This window comes from Exiguobacterium sp. s43, from assembly GCF_018617255.1.
Taxonomy (GTDB): domain Bacteria; phylum Bacillota; class Bacilli; order Exiguobacteriales; family Exiguobacteriaceae; genus Exiguobacterium; species Exiguobacterium profundum.
Window position 1 is genome coordinate 1,413,345 of sequence record NZ_JACSJT010000001.1, and the last position, 13,578, is coordinate 1,426,922.

General features: G+C 48.8%; 13 protein-coding genes. 2 read left to right on the forward strand and 11 right to left on the reverse strand.

The features are described 5' to 3' along the window. Positions 1 to 24 precede the first annotated feature (24 nt). Entirely contained in the window at positions 25 to 1,023 is a 999-nt protein-coding gene (locus tag KNO79_RS07240) for an ABC transporter permease (protein ID WP_251125236.1), read from the reverse strand. Next, complete coding sequence (locus KNO79_RS07245; protein ID WP_012726176.1) at positions 1,016 to 1,936, reverse strand: ABC transporter ATP-binding protein; 921 nt, start codon at positions 1,934 to 1,936, stop codon at positions 1,016 to 1,018. The genes KNO79_RS07240 and KNO79_RS07245 overlap by 8 nt, the downstream gene beginning before the upstream one ends. Before the next feature lie 118 nt (positions 1,937 to 2,054). Between KNO79_RS07245 and KNO79_RS07250 the strand changes: the two genes are divergently transcribed. Then, positions 2,055 to 2,804: a GDSL-type esterase/lipase family protein gene (locus KNO79_RS07250; protein ID WP_074037116.1), complete on the forward strand. Its 750-nt coding sequence runs from the start codon at positions 2,055 to 2,057 to the stop codon at positions 2,802 to 2,804. Positions 2,805 to 2,835: 31 nt separating this feature from the next. On the opposite strand, the gene KNO79_RS07255 is transcribed toward KNO79_RS07250, so the two are convergent. Further along, complete coding sequence (locus KNO79_RS07255) at positions 2,836 to 3,507, reverse strand: hypothetical protein (protein ID WP_159562216.1); 672 nt, start codon at positions 3,505 to 3,507, stop codon at positions 2,836 to 2,838. Then, positions 3,494 to 4,624, reverse strand: coding sequence for a mandelate racemase/muconate lactonizing enzyme family protein (locus KNO79_RS07260; protein ID WP_214690981.1), 1,131 nt, complete (start codon positions 4,622 to 4,624; stop codon positions 3,494 to 3,496). Before KNO79_RS07260 ends, KNO79_RS07255 begins: the two co-directional genes overlap by 14 nt. Positions 4,625 to 4,703: 79 nt before the next feature. Here KNO79_RS07260 and KNO79_RS07265 point away from each other — a divergent pair, with 79 nt between their 5' ends. After that, positions 4,704 to 5,903, forward strand: coding sequence for a hypothetical protein (locus KNO79_RS07265; protein ID WP_214690982.1), 1,200 nt, complete (start codon positions 4,704 to 4,706; stop codon positions 5,901 to 5,903). 15 nt (positions 5,904 to 5,918) lie between these two features. Here the strand turns inward: KNO79_RS07265 and nhaC are convergent, their stop codons facing one another. The 7 genes from nhaC to KNO79_RS07300 all read right to left on the reverse strand — a co-directional run bounded on the left by nhaC (position 5,919) and on the right by KNO79_RS07300 (position 13,520). Next, the gene (gene nhaC / locus KNO79_RS07270; protein WP_374193978.1) at positions 5,919 to 7,319 is read right to left on the reverse strand and encodes a Na+/H+ antiporter NhaC; all 1,401 of its coding nucleotides are present in this window, start codon (positions 7,317 to 7,319) and stop codon (positions 5,919 to 5,921) included. Positions 7,320 to 7,481: 162 nt separating this feature from the next. After that, entirely contained in the window at positions 7,482 to 8,570 is a 1,089-nt protein-coding gene (locus tag KNO79_RS07275) for an amidohydrolase (protein WP_214690984.1), read from the reverse strand. Between the two features lie 16 nt (positions 8,571 to 8,586). Further along, positions 8,587 to 8,931, reverse strand: a complete 345-nt coding sequence (locus KNO79_RS07280; protein ID WP_214690985.1) for a DoxX family protein — start codon at positions 8,929 to 8,931, stop codon at positions 8,587 to 8,589. Between the two features lie 56 nt (positions 8,932 to 8,987). Then, positions 8,988 to 10,253, reverse strand: coding sequence for a S1C family serine protease (locus KNO79_RS07285; protein ID WP_214690986.1), 1,266 nt, complete (start codon positions 10,251 to 10,253; stop codon positions 8,988 to 8,990). 111 nt (positions 10,254 to 10,364) lie between these two features. Further along, complete coding sequence (locus KNO79_RS07290; protein WP_214690987.1) at positions 10,365 to 11,183, reverse strand: fumarylacetoacetate hydrolase family protein; 819 nt, start codon at positions 11,181 to 11,183, stop codon at positions 10,365 to 10,367. Between the two features lie 53 nt (positions 11,184 to 11,236). After that, positions 11,237 to 11,692 carry an anaerobic ribonucleoside-triphosphate reductase activating protein gene (nrdG, locus tag KNO79_RS07295; RefSeq protein WP_214690988.1) on the reverse strand — a complete coding sequence of 152 codons (456 nt, stop codon included), beginning with the start codon at positions 11,690 to 11,692 and terminating at the stop codon, positions 11,237 to 11,239. Further along, positions 11,670 to 13,520, reverse strand: a complete 1,851-nt coding sequence (locus tag KNO79_RS07300; RefSeq protein ID WP_214690989.1) for an anaerobic ribonucleoside triphosphate reductase — start codon at positions 13,518 to 13,520, stop codon at positions 11,670 to 11,672. The genes nrdG and KNO79_RS07300 overlap by 23 nt, the downstream gene beginning before the upstream one ends. Between the last annotated feature and the right edge of the window lie 58 nt (positions 13,521 to 13,578).

A 13,578-nucleotide genomic window follows, 5' to 3' on the forward strand; every position in this document is an offset into this window, starting at 1 on the left:
CCTTTAGGAAAGGAGCACGAATAATTAATACACATCTTTTTGGGTAAAGTGGTAAAACGCATACGCCAAGGCGACCATCGACCAAATGAGAATGACGAGAAGCGAAAACGGTAACGTCATCCCATCAATCGGAGGAGCCTGCCCTTCCAAATAGGTATGAAGACCGAAGTTGACGTTCACCAGGTATTTCGAGCTATCCCAGTTTGAGCCAAGCGATGTCAAGAGTGGCCCCGAGATGAGGACAGCCATCATGATTCCGATTCCAGTCGCCGTATTTTTCACCAAGACAGAAATCATGAGAGAAATTGTCCCGACCGCAGCCACGACGAGCCATGAAAGACCCATCGACATAAGCAGGTACTCCCACATCGGCAACGTATGCACAAAGTCGGTCGAGAAGGTTCCGGTCGGCGAAGCTTGGAAACCGGTCAAAATCGGAGCATTCCATCCATCCCAGCCGAGAACGATGCCGGATATGGCGTAACTGACGACGGCGGTCACAAATATTAAAATCGATGTATAAAGGAGCGTCGTCAGCCATTTGGCGAGCAAGACCTTATATCGCCGGACCGGTCGCGATAACAACGTCTTGATCGTTCCATCATTATGTTCTCCGCTCACGATATCTGCCATCAATACAATAATGAACAGCGGTAGGACAAGCGTAGTTCCTTGGGAGAAGAAGACGCGCATAAACGTCGGAGCTCCCGGATAATTCGGATTGATATCATTATCAAGATAATACTGATTCTGTTGGACTTGGAACTCAAGAATCTGCCGAAACTCGTCTTGGACGTTCGCGGAGGCGAGTCGGTTTTGTGTATCGATGATTTCTTGCTGGAGATCGACACGCCAATCAATCGTTCCTTGTTCTTCGCGTTGTTTCTCGATTTGACGATAGTTCGCATACGTGAACATCGAAACAAGTACGATCAAGATGATAGAGACGACCATCAATCTGCGTTTCCGATGAATCTTGAGCACTTCATTACGAATGAGGCCGAGCATCGATGGATTAGGCAATGTGATCACCGCCTGTCAACGTGATGAAGAGGTCCTCTAACGTTTGGACTCGGCGCTCGAGTCCGAACACCTCGACATCTCTTTCCATCAAATATCGATTTAACTTCGCCGTCTCTTCCACGTTCATGGAAATACGAATCGTTCGTTCGTCCACCACGTCCGCTTGGTCGATTCCTTCGTACCCTTGAACGATCGGCAATACTTCGAAGCTATTCGTCACATGTAAGTCGACCGTTGACGCGAGTTCTTCAATCAAAGCATGGACCGTCCCCACCTTGACAATCTTGCCTCGCGACATGATGGCGACTCGGTCCGCTAATAGCTCAATTTCAGCTAGGATGTGGCTCGACACAAGAACACTCAGCCCCGTTTCTTCTACGAGACGACGGATGAAAAGTCGTAAATCCCGAATCCCCATCGGATCGAGCCCGTTCGTCGGCTCATCCAAGATGAGCACCCGTGGATTGTTTAATAACGCTTGGGCAATCCCGAGCCGCTGACGCATCCCGAGAGAGTACGTCTTCACTTTATCATCGATTCGAGCAGTCAAATCGACGAGGTCAATGACTTCTTGGATTCGCTTATCATCGACGCCAGGTAACATGCGTGCGAACGCTTCTAAGTTCTCACGTCCGGATAGAAACTTATACAGCTCTGGATTCTCGACGATTGCGCCGATTTGATTCATCGCTTGGACGAATTGTTTGTCGACACGATACCCACAAATCGATACATTTCCTTTCGTCGGTTTGATCAAGCCAACAATCATTCGAATCGTCGTCGTCTTCCCGGCGCCGTTCGGCCCTAAAAATCCGAAGACCTCACCCGGGTAGACGTCTAACGAAATGTTATCGATAATCGTCTTTTTCCCAATCACTTTAGTTAGTTGATGTAGCTTTAACGTCGGTTCCATTGTCTCACCTCTTTCTTTATTCTATCGGACAAAAGCGAATCTGTCCTATTCGAACATTCACATAGGGCACATCCATTTATATTTGATATGATGTTTATATAGAAAGCGAGGTCAGCCCATGAAACAGTCGAAATGGTATGCATTTTTAAGTGGCGCCGTTCTTTTAACGGGAATCGCCGTCTACGGTCTATGGATCGGCTATCAAGATATCGTCAATCCGCCGGAGCGAACACTTTCCGTCTCCGAAGATGAACGTCCCGAGCCAGAAGGAGACGTCTACGTCGCATTAGGCGATTCGTTGACACGCGGTGTGGGGTCAACATCAGGCGCAGGATATGTACAGCCTGTCAGCACTGCTCTTGAAGAAGAAGGCGTACGTACGCAAAACCTTGCCGTGTCTGGGGCACGAACAGAAGATTTACTCACACAACTCGAGCAACCTGAAGTGCGTCGAACGATTGAGAACGCACGATATATCACGTTGACCATCGGTGGAAACGATTTGTTCAACCGTGGGGAAAACGTCGATAACTTCGAATCCGTCGATATTCAACAAGTGGTCACGGATGCGAAGACGAATTTAGAAACGATTTTCACTGAAATTCGATCACTCAACGATTCAGCAACCATCGTGTATATCGGTCTATACAATCCGTTTCAAAATGATGAGAATGGACAAGCATTCAATCAGCTCATCCTCGATTGGAACGCATCCGCGAAACAATTGGCGAATGCGCAGAATATCGATGTGATCGACCCGTTCGCCTACATCTCTGACTTATCAAGAGACCTTGCGACCGACCAGTTCCACCCGAGTGACCGTACGTATGAGAAATTCGCGAATGATGTACTCTTCGTTCTCGAATGAACAAAATCCTCGTCAAGCTGACGAGGATTTTTTACTTCTCATATCGAACAATCCACTGTTCCCCTTGTTTCATCATGCCCGTCCCGATCCAACCAGTTTGGAGTAACTCAACTTGTTTCATCCGTTCTTTCATCGGCACATCCATCACTTCTGATGTGGGATGCCACGAACGATGCATCTCTTTGTAAAAGATATAGCGGAGTTTCCCGCCATACTTTTCTTTCAACGCCCCGATTCGGAGTCCAAGCGTGAACTTGTCTTTCATGCTTGGAATATTGAACGGTGCGACAGTTGCACAGACGACATCGAATCGATCATCCGATTCCACTTGTGCCATCAACAGTTTGCCTAAATGTGTCTGTAGTCCATATCCACGGAAGTCTGGATGGACGTTCGTCACTTCCTGATACAGGACACGTTCAAGCGAATCCTCCGGCCATCCGATATCTCGCCCTAGATGCTCCGCATCAATCGGTGGGATGAGCATCGCTCGGAACGCGATAATCCGACCATCTGCTTTTGCCCCAATCAACGTCTGATCCGTCAACAGTTTCGTGAACTCTTCAACCGATAACGATTGATAGTGCTCCGGTTCAGCCAACGCCTGAATGACCGTATCTTGAACGGCTAACAGTTCCGGTAAATCCGACAAGCCTAGGACGCATACATGAAGTGAAAGGTCTTTGATCTCACCTTGCCACATGCGACTCATCTCCAACCACGTAAGATTCCGTCGTCAATTCACGTAACACGTCCTCATCGACGTCAATACCGAGTCCCGGACGATCGTTCAGCGAGATGATTGGTAAATCATATGATAAGTTTCCTACATCTTTCCCGAACCGGAGCGGACCCGTCAACTCGACCGTCTTCACGATTTTACTCGAGAAAGCGACATGGAATCCTGCACTCGATGCAATGGAGGATTCGACCATAGAACCAATCTGGCATTCGATTCCGGACATCTCCGCCATATGGACCAACTTCTTCGCTGGATAGATGCCACCGCACTTCATCAGCTTGATGTTCGCTTTATGGGCTGCCTGCATCATCGTCAAGCGTCTCATATCGTGAATATCTTTCAACCCTTCATCCATCATGAGCGGGACTGAGATTTTTTGTTTCACTTCGAGCATGCCTTCAAAATCATCCGCCTTGACCGGTTGTTCGACCCAGTCGATTCCATACGGTTCGAGTAGACGCATGGCTTGAACCGTATTGGCCGCGTTGATCCATCCCTGGTTAACGTCAACTCGAATCGGCACGTCATTTCCTACCGCTTCCCGTACCGCCTTGACACGCGCCACGTCCGTTTGCACATCGACTCCGACCTTCATCTTCACTGCTCTATAGCCTCGTTTCATTTGTTCGAGTGCCTCTTGTGCCATATGGCTCGGCTCTCCGATACTCAAGACGTGAGTGACAGGGAATGATTCATGGTACCGACCGCCAATCCATTCGTAGATTGGTTGATTCAGCTTTTTCCCGATCACATCATGACACGCGATATCAAGTGCTGCTTTGGCAGCCGGAACACCACGAATCGCACGGTCCATCTCGTCATGAATATGCTCTAGGTGCATCGGATTTTTTCCGATTAAGAGCGGAGCCAATAGATGACGGAGGACGCTGACCGTGCTCTCAGCGGACTCACCCGTCACATGCTCATCCGCCACGGCTTCTCCATAACCGACAAGTCCACATGCGGTTGTCATTTTGACGATGACAGAAGGCATATCATCATAACGGTGATAACTGACGATGAATGGTACCTTTAATGGAAAGCGAACCGAGAAAATTTCTATTTTTTGAATATTCATGTTCATCACTCCTTTACTTCAACTGTCCTTTCCTCTATATTGTCGTTATATAGTCGCTAAATTGCAAGGGGGATTTTACATGTCCATCCATATCGCCGTTGTCGGCTCACCATCGTTTATACAACAGGTACAGAACGGTTCTTCCTTACCCGATGTTCGAATCGAGGGATTTCCTTATGATGACCCGCGAGAAGCGAAAGACATCGCTACGCATCTCCTATTTTTCGACGGAGTGTTCTTTTCCGGTTCATTCCCTTATACGTATGCGACGGAGGAAGTGACCCTTCCATTTGCCCATCACGTCGTTCAAGATGATGTCGTGTTATTGACGTCACTCTTATATGTGACATTGACACAACAGCTTCGACTCGAACATCTCTCTATCGATCTCGTTGATGCGTCACGACTTGATTCGATTTTAGCATCGTTTCCAAGCCACATGTCGCCACCGCAAGTGAAAGAACTCAGTCCGTATATGAATTTCGAAGAGTTGATTTCGTTTCATGAGCAACTTCAACGAACTGGGACGACTCGATTCGCCTTGACAAGTGTCGAACGAGTCCATCGACACTTAGTGGAAAATGGTTTTGCTAGTCAGCTCATGATAGAGCCAGAAGAGAGAATTCTCCACCACTTCCATGATTTTATTCAACAGATTCGTTTGAACAAATTGGACCAGTCACAACTCGCTGTGCTCTTCTACTCGGAGGCAAGTGAAGATACGCTCAACCATACGACAAAACATCATTATTTCGGTGGTAAATTGATGGAGTCCACTCAAGACGGCATCATCCTATTATCGAGTAAAGGAAAGATTGAATCCGCCATGTCAAACGGTTTCATCTTGCCAGAGGAAACTCCTGGTCATGTAGGTATCGGGTATGGGTCCGATTATCAACGTGCCATTGAGCATGCCGAACTTGCACTTCATACGACAAGTAATTCCACTATACGAATCGTCGACGATTCAAAACGAATGACGTTCACCGATCAACCGGCACCGATTCATTTCCGTGTCACGCAAACGCGTGTCTATGACATGATGAAACAGACGGGTATGAGTCCGATTAATATCGAAAAGCTCATTCACTTTTCAACGGACCATCTCGAGTTTACAGCGAAAGAGTTGACCGACCATTTAAACGTGACACGTCGTACGACAGAGCGACTCATCAAAAAATTGGTTGATGCAAAACTTGTTCATCGGATTGGCGAAGAAATGAGCTACAGCCAAGGTCGTCCGCGTACCGTCTATAAATTTCAATTCCCGGTCGATTAACGACCGGGAATCGTTTTATTGAGCCGCTTGTTCTGCGACAGGTTCTTCCAGTTGTATGACTGCCATGCGCTCAATCGTATATCCCGTAAAGGCATATACAATCGAGATGACTGGTACGATGAAGTTCAAGACGGCGTACGGTGCATATTCGAAAGCTCCGACCCCAAGTGTGCCGAGGATGAATACCCCACACGTGTTCCACGGTATAAAAACGGATGTCAACGTCCCTCCATCCTCGAGGGCACGAGATAAGTTTTTCGACTGTAGTCCCATTTTTTCATATGCTCCAGCAAACATTCTCGACGGGACGACGATTGAGATGTACTGCTCCGAACACGTCGCATTCGTTGCAATCCCAGCTAAAATCGTTGAAGCAATCAACGAACCTGCCGTTTTCGCCAATTTCAAAATTTGGTTCATAATAGATTGTAGCATTCCCGAATATTCTAAAATCCCCCCGAACGTCATCGCGACGATGGTCATCGAGACCGTGTACATCATCGCATCAAGACCACCTCTACTGAAGAGGTTATCGACCAGTTCATTTCCCGTCTCGATGACATAACCACTCTGAAGAGCGCCTACGCTGTCAGCGAGCGTTCCACCTTGAATGAACACTTGAGCCAAGAAGCCCAGTGCAATCCCGACGACGAGCGCCGGAATCGCTGGCACCTTCTTTGCGACGAGCAAAATGACGGCGAGTGGAACGAGGAGTAACCATGGTGAGATGACAAAACTGTCCTCTAAAATCGTCAATGTCTGTGTGATTTCAGACGAGTCTGTCGAAGAATCTGCAAATCGTCTACCGAGCCATGCGTATACCCCGAGTGCAATGATGAGTCCTGGAATTGTCGTATAGAGCATGTGCCGAATATGTACGAATAAATTCGTATGAGTTAATCCTGCCGCCAAGTTTGTCGTGTCTGACAAAGGCGACATCTTATCCCCAAAGTAAGCTCCTGAGATGACAGCCCCCGCTACCATCGGCGCCGGTATCCCCATACTCAGCCCGATGCCCATCCCCGCTACTCCAATCGTCCCCATCGTCGACCATGAACTCCCGATTGAGAGCGCGACGACCGCACAGATGAGGCAAATGGTTAACAAAAAGTATGCCGGCGAGATGATCTTCAGTCCGAAATAGATCATCGTGGCAACAATGCCTCCACCGATCCATGCCCCAATCGTCAACCCGACCAAAATGATGATGACGACTGCCGGCAAGGCGAGTCGAATCCCCTTATACATCATCTCCTCAATTTCTTTCCACTTGAAACCGTGACGCCAGGCGACGATTGAAGCGACTGCCGTTCCGACGATGAGCGGAATGTGTGGACCTTGACCGAGCTTAACGATCGAGATGAGCATGACGACGATCATCACCCCGAGTGGCAAGAGTGCCCACCCTAACTTCATGTCTTGCTTGTTCCCCGTTGTTTCCATCTAACTTCCTCCCCTATAGCGAGAATTCAGAATTGTCGTTATATTGTCGCTAATAACGTTATGATAGCGCTTACAAGGAGTGGATGCAATAAAAAAATGAGTGGACAGACATCTGTCTATCCCACCCATCTTGATTTATGTTGCTGCAATCCGGAGCGCATCCGCGAGCAGGCGTGCCCCATCTTCTATCGCGTCACGGTCAAACGTCATATGCGGATGATGAAGACCTGGACCTAAATCAGCGCCGATGCCAATCATCGTTGCATCAAGTGACGGTTTCTCAACGGTATAAAAATGAAAATCATCGCTACCTGACGTGACGATCCGTTCAACGAGAGCCGATTCACCGAAGCGTTTCTCAATCGCTCGCTTGGCGATTTGGCTAGACTCTTCCCCAACGACGGCTCCCGGTGTAAAGTCTTGCCACTCCCATTCAAGTTTCACACGATGAAGCTGACCGACCTGGAGTAACATGTCTTCGACACGATTGCGCAGTTCGAGCAATTCTTCATTTTGTTGAGCACGGACATCAATCGAGAACGTCGCATTTCCTGGAATGATGTTCATGTTGTCACTTCCAGCATGGACTTTTGTCAACTTGACGGAGTGTGGCTCAAACGGTGACAAGTAAATGCTTTTGAGCATGTGTTGAATCGTGAAGATGACATCGAGTGCATTCTGCCCTTGATGTGGTCTCGCTCCATGGGCATCATCTCCAAGCACTTCTCCTTTTAGGAAGAAGGCAGCCCCATGTTGAATTGCCGCCGCGTATTGCCCCTTTTTCAATTCTTCTATCGGACGCAAATGAATCCCGAACAGTTGCGTCACGTCTTCGAGCGCACCTCGTTCGATCATGGCGAGCGAACCGTTTCCTTGCTCTTCGGCAGGTTGGAAGATGAAACGGATTCGCTTTTGTAACGCTTCGTCTTTCAACTGTTCGAGCGCACCGAGCACCATACTGATGTTCGCGTCGTGCCCACATGAATGGTTCGCTCGAAACGTACCGTCCACTTGTTGCCATAACGCGTCGATATCGGCTCGGACCGCAATCACCTCTTCTCCCGATCCAATCTCCGCGATTACTCCGGTCACGTCCTCAAACGTTCGATGGGGAATCGACCAGTCTGATAAGATGGATGCGATTGTTCGAGTCGTCTCGACTTCTTTCCAACTGATTTCTGGATGAGCATGAAAATGTTCAAACCACTTGAGTACGTTTGTCATATGTATCTCCACACCTTTAGATTTTTTTGACACCTTTGATAAGAATCCATTGAAGCGGGAGTCGTCCCCATGTAACCCATTTCGGAATGACTTTCCCACCGATTCTAGAAGGTTTGACCGCCATGTTGATATTGGCTGGGAAGACGGCGATAAAGAATGCCGGTAGCGTTATCTTTACGAACGTCGTCCCCTTGTTCAGTAAGAGCATCGCCCCGAAGACGACTTCTACGACTCCGCTCAGTTGCACCATCAACCGACGGAACGGCCATGACTTCGGAATAATCGACATGAACGCCTTCTCTTTGACAAAATGTAATACCCCTGCCCCGAAGAGTAACACCCCATATAAATTTCGTACCATAACTCATCCTCCTTTTGTATAAGCATAGCAAAAAAGGCGGGCTTATTGCCCACCTTTTACAATGCAGAACCGTTCGCGTTTTGAATCTCGACTTGAACCGTCTCTGTTTTTCCGTCACGGACATATTCGATGTCGACCGTTCCGTCCGTATCTCGAATCAATTCACTACGGAGGTCGATGAACGAGCTGACGTCTTTGTCATTGATTTTCACGATGACGTCACGCGCCTCAAGACCCGCTTTTGCGGCTGAACTGTTTTGCTGCACTTCTACGATAATCGTTCCCGCCGTCACAGATTCAGGCAAGTTGATTTGTTCCGTCAAGTAACCTGGAGGGAACTCTGATACGTCACGAAGTGAGACGCCGAGTGACGGATGATTCACTTCTCCCGTCTGTTCGATTTGATTGATGAGCGGAAGGGCGATGTCGACTGGGATCGAGAAGCCGACTCCCTCGACTTCTGCCGTCGCAATCTTCATCGAGTTGATTCCGACGAGTTGTCCTTCTTCGTTGATTAACGCACCACCCGAGTTACCTGGGTTGATGGCCGCATCCGTTTGAATGACCTCAGCGTTGAAGTCGGCCTGTCCGTTCTCATCCGTATCGACCGGCACGAGACGTGACGTCGATGAGACGACACCGCGTGTCACGGAGTTCTCGAATTGTCCGAGCGGATTCCCGATGGCGATGACCGTTTGACCCGGTTTTAACTCGCTCGATTTGCCGATTGAGATGACGGCCGGTACTTTGTCAGCGTCCACTTTCAAGACGGCCAAGTCATACGTCGCGTCACTTCCCATGAGTGTCGCTTCCGCAGTCGTTCCGTCATTAAAGGTGACCGTCAGCTTGTCCGCGCCGTTGACAACGTGATGGTTCGTCGCGATAAATGCCGAGTCGCCTTCTTTTTTATAGATGACACCTGATCCGACTCCAGCCTCGACCGCCTCACTCGAGAAGCCAGTTTGGGCGAAGTTGTTCACGGTGACGACTGCAGGTTGAGCGGTCGCGACGGCATTCGTGACCGAAGAGTCAGACACATTTGATGACGTCTGGACCGGAGTCCCTTGCGAGGTCACGTTCGTATCACTCACACTCGTAGCCGGTTGGTCGATGAACGGATATGCGATTGCGCCCGTCAACAACGCTCCGATGACTCCACCGACAAGTCCCGGGAACATACGGCTGACGAATGACGGTTTTGATTGTGTTCGTACTTTTGTCTCTTCTCGGTTGGATGAACCGAGTTCTGTATCTAACCAATCTTTTTGTTGCTCTGATTCATGTAATTGATCGTGTTCATTTGATTGATCGTGACGATCCATAATGATTCATCTCCTCTGTGTTATCTTCTACCCTTACTATAACGAAGAGGAACACTCATTTATAAAATGATAAATGAATTACAAGATTCTTCACATTTTACGTCATTTCATTCAGACAATCACATTTCTTAACGTACCGAGACCTTCAATCGTCACTTCGACCGTGTCTCCCGTTTGTAGATACGTCGGTGGCGTCATCCCGTGCCCAACTCCGGCTGGTGTACCCGTCGCGATGACGTCGCCCGCTTCGAGCGTCATGCCTTTCGACAGTGTACGAATGAGTTCATCAATCGGACGAATCATATCGTCTGTCGTCCCATCTTGACGCGTCTCCCCATTGACACTTGTTTTGATTTGGAGAGGGAACTGGAGCTCGTCCGGTGTGACGACGAACGGTCCCATCGGACAAAACGTATCGAACGACTTGCCACGGAAGAATTGGACATGTTCTTTTTGCACGTCTCGAGCCGTCACATCGTTTAGAATGGTGTAACCGAAAATGTGCTCCTCGACCGCTTCGATGTCTCGTCCAGACTTGCCGATGATGACGGCGAGCTCACCTTCATAGTCAAGTTTGTCCGTCAATTCAGGATGACGCTCAATGACCGCTTCCGGACCGACGACCGAGGTCGGTGCTTTCGTGAAGATGACGAGTTTCCCTGCTCCTGCTGTATCCATCTCTTTCACGTGTTCTTCGTAGTTCTTGCCGATACAAATCACGTTTTTCAATGGACGGTACGGGGCGAGTAATTTCACCTCCGTCACTCGGTATGATGGCGCCACGTCCAAATCGATATCCGGTTCGAACTCACGGGCAATTACCTCTAATAAGTTTGTCGTATGTACTTGATTGCTGACATCAAAGACGAAATCACCTTCGACGATTCCCACTCGTTGCTCTTCTTGCATCTCAAAACTACACCATTTCATTAAAACTCCCCCTTTTCATCATTATACAAAAAATCGAGACATCTCCGCCTCGATTACACTTTATTCAAGAAGATGATGCGTTGATTACTCGATCCCCGAAAGCGGAGTCCCATGTCTCGTAGCGATTTCTCAAAGCGGCCATCAACGAGGACGTCAGCGTAATCTAACACGGTTTGAATCGCTTCGTCCTGCATCGCTTCCAACTGTTCGATCGTATAACCGGTATACACCCACACGTTTTTACCGAGCGACTTACACGCCGTGACGAGTTCTGCCAGCGCTGACGATTGCAGGAACGGTTCGCCTCCAGAGATGGTCACGCCGTCCCAGCCACTCATTTTTATGCGACGGACAAGTTCATCCACTTCAATCTCATCGCCACCGTCTGGATTCCACGAGGAAGGATTATGACACCCTTTACAATGGTGGGGACAGCCGGCAGTAAAGATGACCGTCCGAATGCCTGGTCCATCAACGACCGATTCTTCAACGACGGATAGAATGCGCATCGTGTTTCACCCTCGCCCGTTCTTCTTCCCGCTTCGCCGTATTCCAACGGTCCATCGTCCCGACCAAATAACCGGTGATGCGGCGGATTCGTTCAATGTTTGTATCCTCGCCACACGTCGGACAGGCATCGTCAATCAGTCCTTCTAACCCACAATTTCCGCAACGATCGACCGGATGATTGATGGAACCGTAGCCGATATCATGCTGTCGCATCAAGCGGACAATCGATTCCACCGCTTCCGCATTGTGGGCAAGTGACCCATCGACTTCGACATATGAAATATGTCCCGCGTCACACAATGCGTGATACGGTGCCTCGATTCGGATTTTCTCACGAATTGATACAGACTGATAGACCGGCACGTGGAATGAATTTGTATAAAAGGCACGATTAGTGACACCTTCAATCATCCCAAACGTTTCCTGGTCTCGCGTCACAAATTTACCTGACAATCCTTCTGCCGGTGTCGCGAGCAACGAAAAGTTCAAGTCGTACGTTTCGGCTGCCGCACGCATGCGATTGGCCAAATGCGTGACGATGTCAAGACCGAGTCGCTCCGCTTCACGCGACTCAGCATGTGTACCTCCCGTCAACACCTTCAACGTTTCAGCGAGTCCGATGAAACCGAGTGAAAGCGTTCCTTGTTTCAATACGTCTCGGACTTCATCATGAATATGTAACTGCTCACTTCCACGCCAGACACCTTGTGTGTAGAGGAAACGAAATTCTTCAGCGCGACGCGTACATTGATATTCGAAACGCTCGACCAACTGTTCGATCCCGATGTCGACATATCGGTTGAGAATGCTGTAAAAATCCGAGATCGACTCCGAGACAAGTGCCATCTTCACCAAGTTGAGTGTGGAAAAGGAAAGATTGCCACGACCGATCGACGTCTCTTCTCCGTGTCGGTTTCCCATGACCCGAGTGCGGCAACCCATATATGCCACTTCAGATGCATGCGTCCCATCATAGTAAGCGGCATTAAACGGAGCATCGATGAAGGAGAAGTTCGGGAAGAGACGTTTTCCGGTGACCCGACACGCTTCACGGAAAAGATCGACGTTCGGATCGTCCTTCCGAAAGTTGATGCCTTCTTTTACTTTAAAGATTTGAATGGGAAAAATCGGAGTCTCCCCATTCCCTAATCCCCGTTCCGTGGCACGAAGTAGCTCACGAATGAGAATCCGTCCCCACTTTGAGGTATCCGTCCCGTAATTGATCGAAACGAACGGGACTTGACCGCCACCTCGTGAATGCATCGAGTTCGCATTGTGAATGAACGCCTCACACGCCTGATACGTCGCCGAGATCGTCTCTTCTTCCGCGAGTTGTTTCAATTGCGCATCGTCCCAGTCAACGGGTAAGGATTGGAGTCGGCTCAGTTGACGCTCATATGTCTTCTCGACATACGGTGCCAAATCGACGTCAAACATCGGGAAGGCCTGCCCCCCATGCTGCATATTTTGATTCGCTTGAAGGATGATCGACGCGAGTGCCATGGCAGAGCGAATGTCCTTTGGTGACCGGATCGTTCCATGCCCCGTATGGAATCCATCTTTTAATAATTGACCGAGTGGAATTTGACAACATGTCGTCGAGCCAGTGATGTAATAGTCGGCGTCGTGCACATATAAATAGTTATCAGTGACGGCCTGTTTTGATCGCTCCGACATCAAATACGTCTGCGACAATTCTTTCGACACTTCCGAAGAAAGTCGTGCTAGTTTCCCGAGCGGGGATTTACCGTCCACGTTCGCATTCTCTTGTACTAAGTCTTGGTCTGGTAAGATGCAGACGTCCTCATACAACTGCAGTAATTTCAAAACCCATCACCTCACTATATATGGATTCAAAACAATATTAATCGTTTTATAAATCCTA

What these genes read in the sequence shown, in the direction of transcription:
- KNO79_RS07245 (WP_012726176.1), bottom strand. Translation starts at nt 1,936, where the DNA reads ATGGAACCGACGTTAAAGCTACATCAACTAACTAAAGTGATTGGGAAA.
- KNO79_RS07250 (WP_074037116.1), top strand. Translation starts at nt 2,055, where the DNA reads ATGAAACAGTCGAAATGGTATGCATTTTTAAGTGGCGCCGTTCTTTTA.
- KNO79_RS07255 (WP_159562216.1), bottom strand. Translation starts at nt 3,507, where the DNA reads ATGTGGCAAGGTGAGATCAAAGACCTTTCACTTCATGTATGCGTCCTA.
- KNO79_RS07260 (WP_214690981.1), bottom strand. Translation starts at nt 4,624, where the DNA reads ATGAATATTCAAAAAATAGAAATTTTCTCGGTTCGCTTTCCATTAAAG.
- KNO79_RS07265 (WP_214690982.1), top strand. Translation starts at nt 4,704, where the DNA reads ATGTCCATCCATATCGCCGTTGTCGGCTCACCATCGTTTATACAACAG.
- nhaC (WP_374193978.1), bottom strand. Translation starts at nt 7,319, where the DNA reads ATGAAGTTAGGGTGGGCACTCTTGCCACTCGGGGTGATGATCGTCGTC.
- KNO79_RS07275 (WP_214690984.1), bottom strand. Translation starts at nt 8,570, where the DNA reads ATGACAAACGTACTCAAGTGGTTTGAACATTTTCATGCTCATCCAGAA.
- KNO79_RS07280 (WP_214690985.1), bottom strand. Translation starts at nt 8,931, where the DNA reads ATGGTACGAAATTTATATGGGGTGTTACTCTTCGGGGCAGGGGTATTA.
- KNO79_RS07285 (WP_214690986.1), bottom strand. Translation starts at nt 10,253, where the DNA reads ATGGATCGTCACGATCAATCAAATGAACACGATCAATTACATGAATCA.
- KNO79_RS07290 (WP_214690987.1), bottom strand. Translation starts at nt 11,183, where the DNA reads ATGAAATGGTGTAGTTTTGAGATGCAAGAAGAGCAACGAGTGGGAATC.
- nrdG (WP_214690988.1), bottom strand. Translation starts at nt 11,692, where the DNA reads ATGCGCATTCTATCCGTCGTTGAAGAATCGGTCGTTGATGGACCAGGC.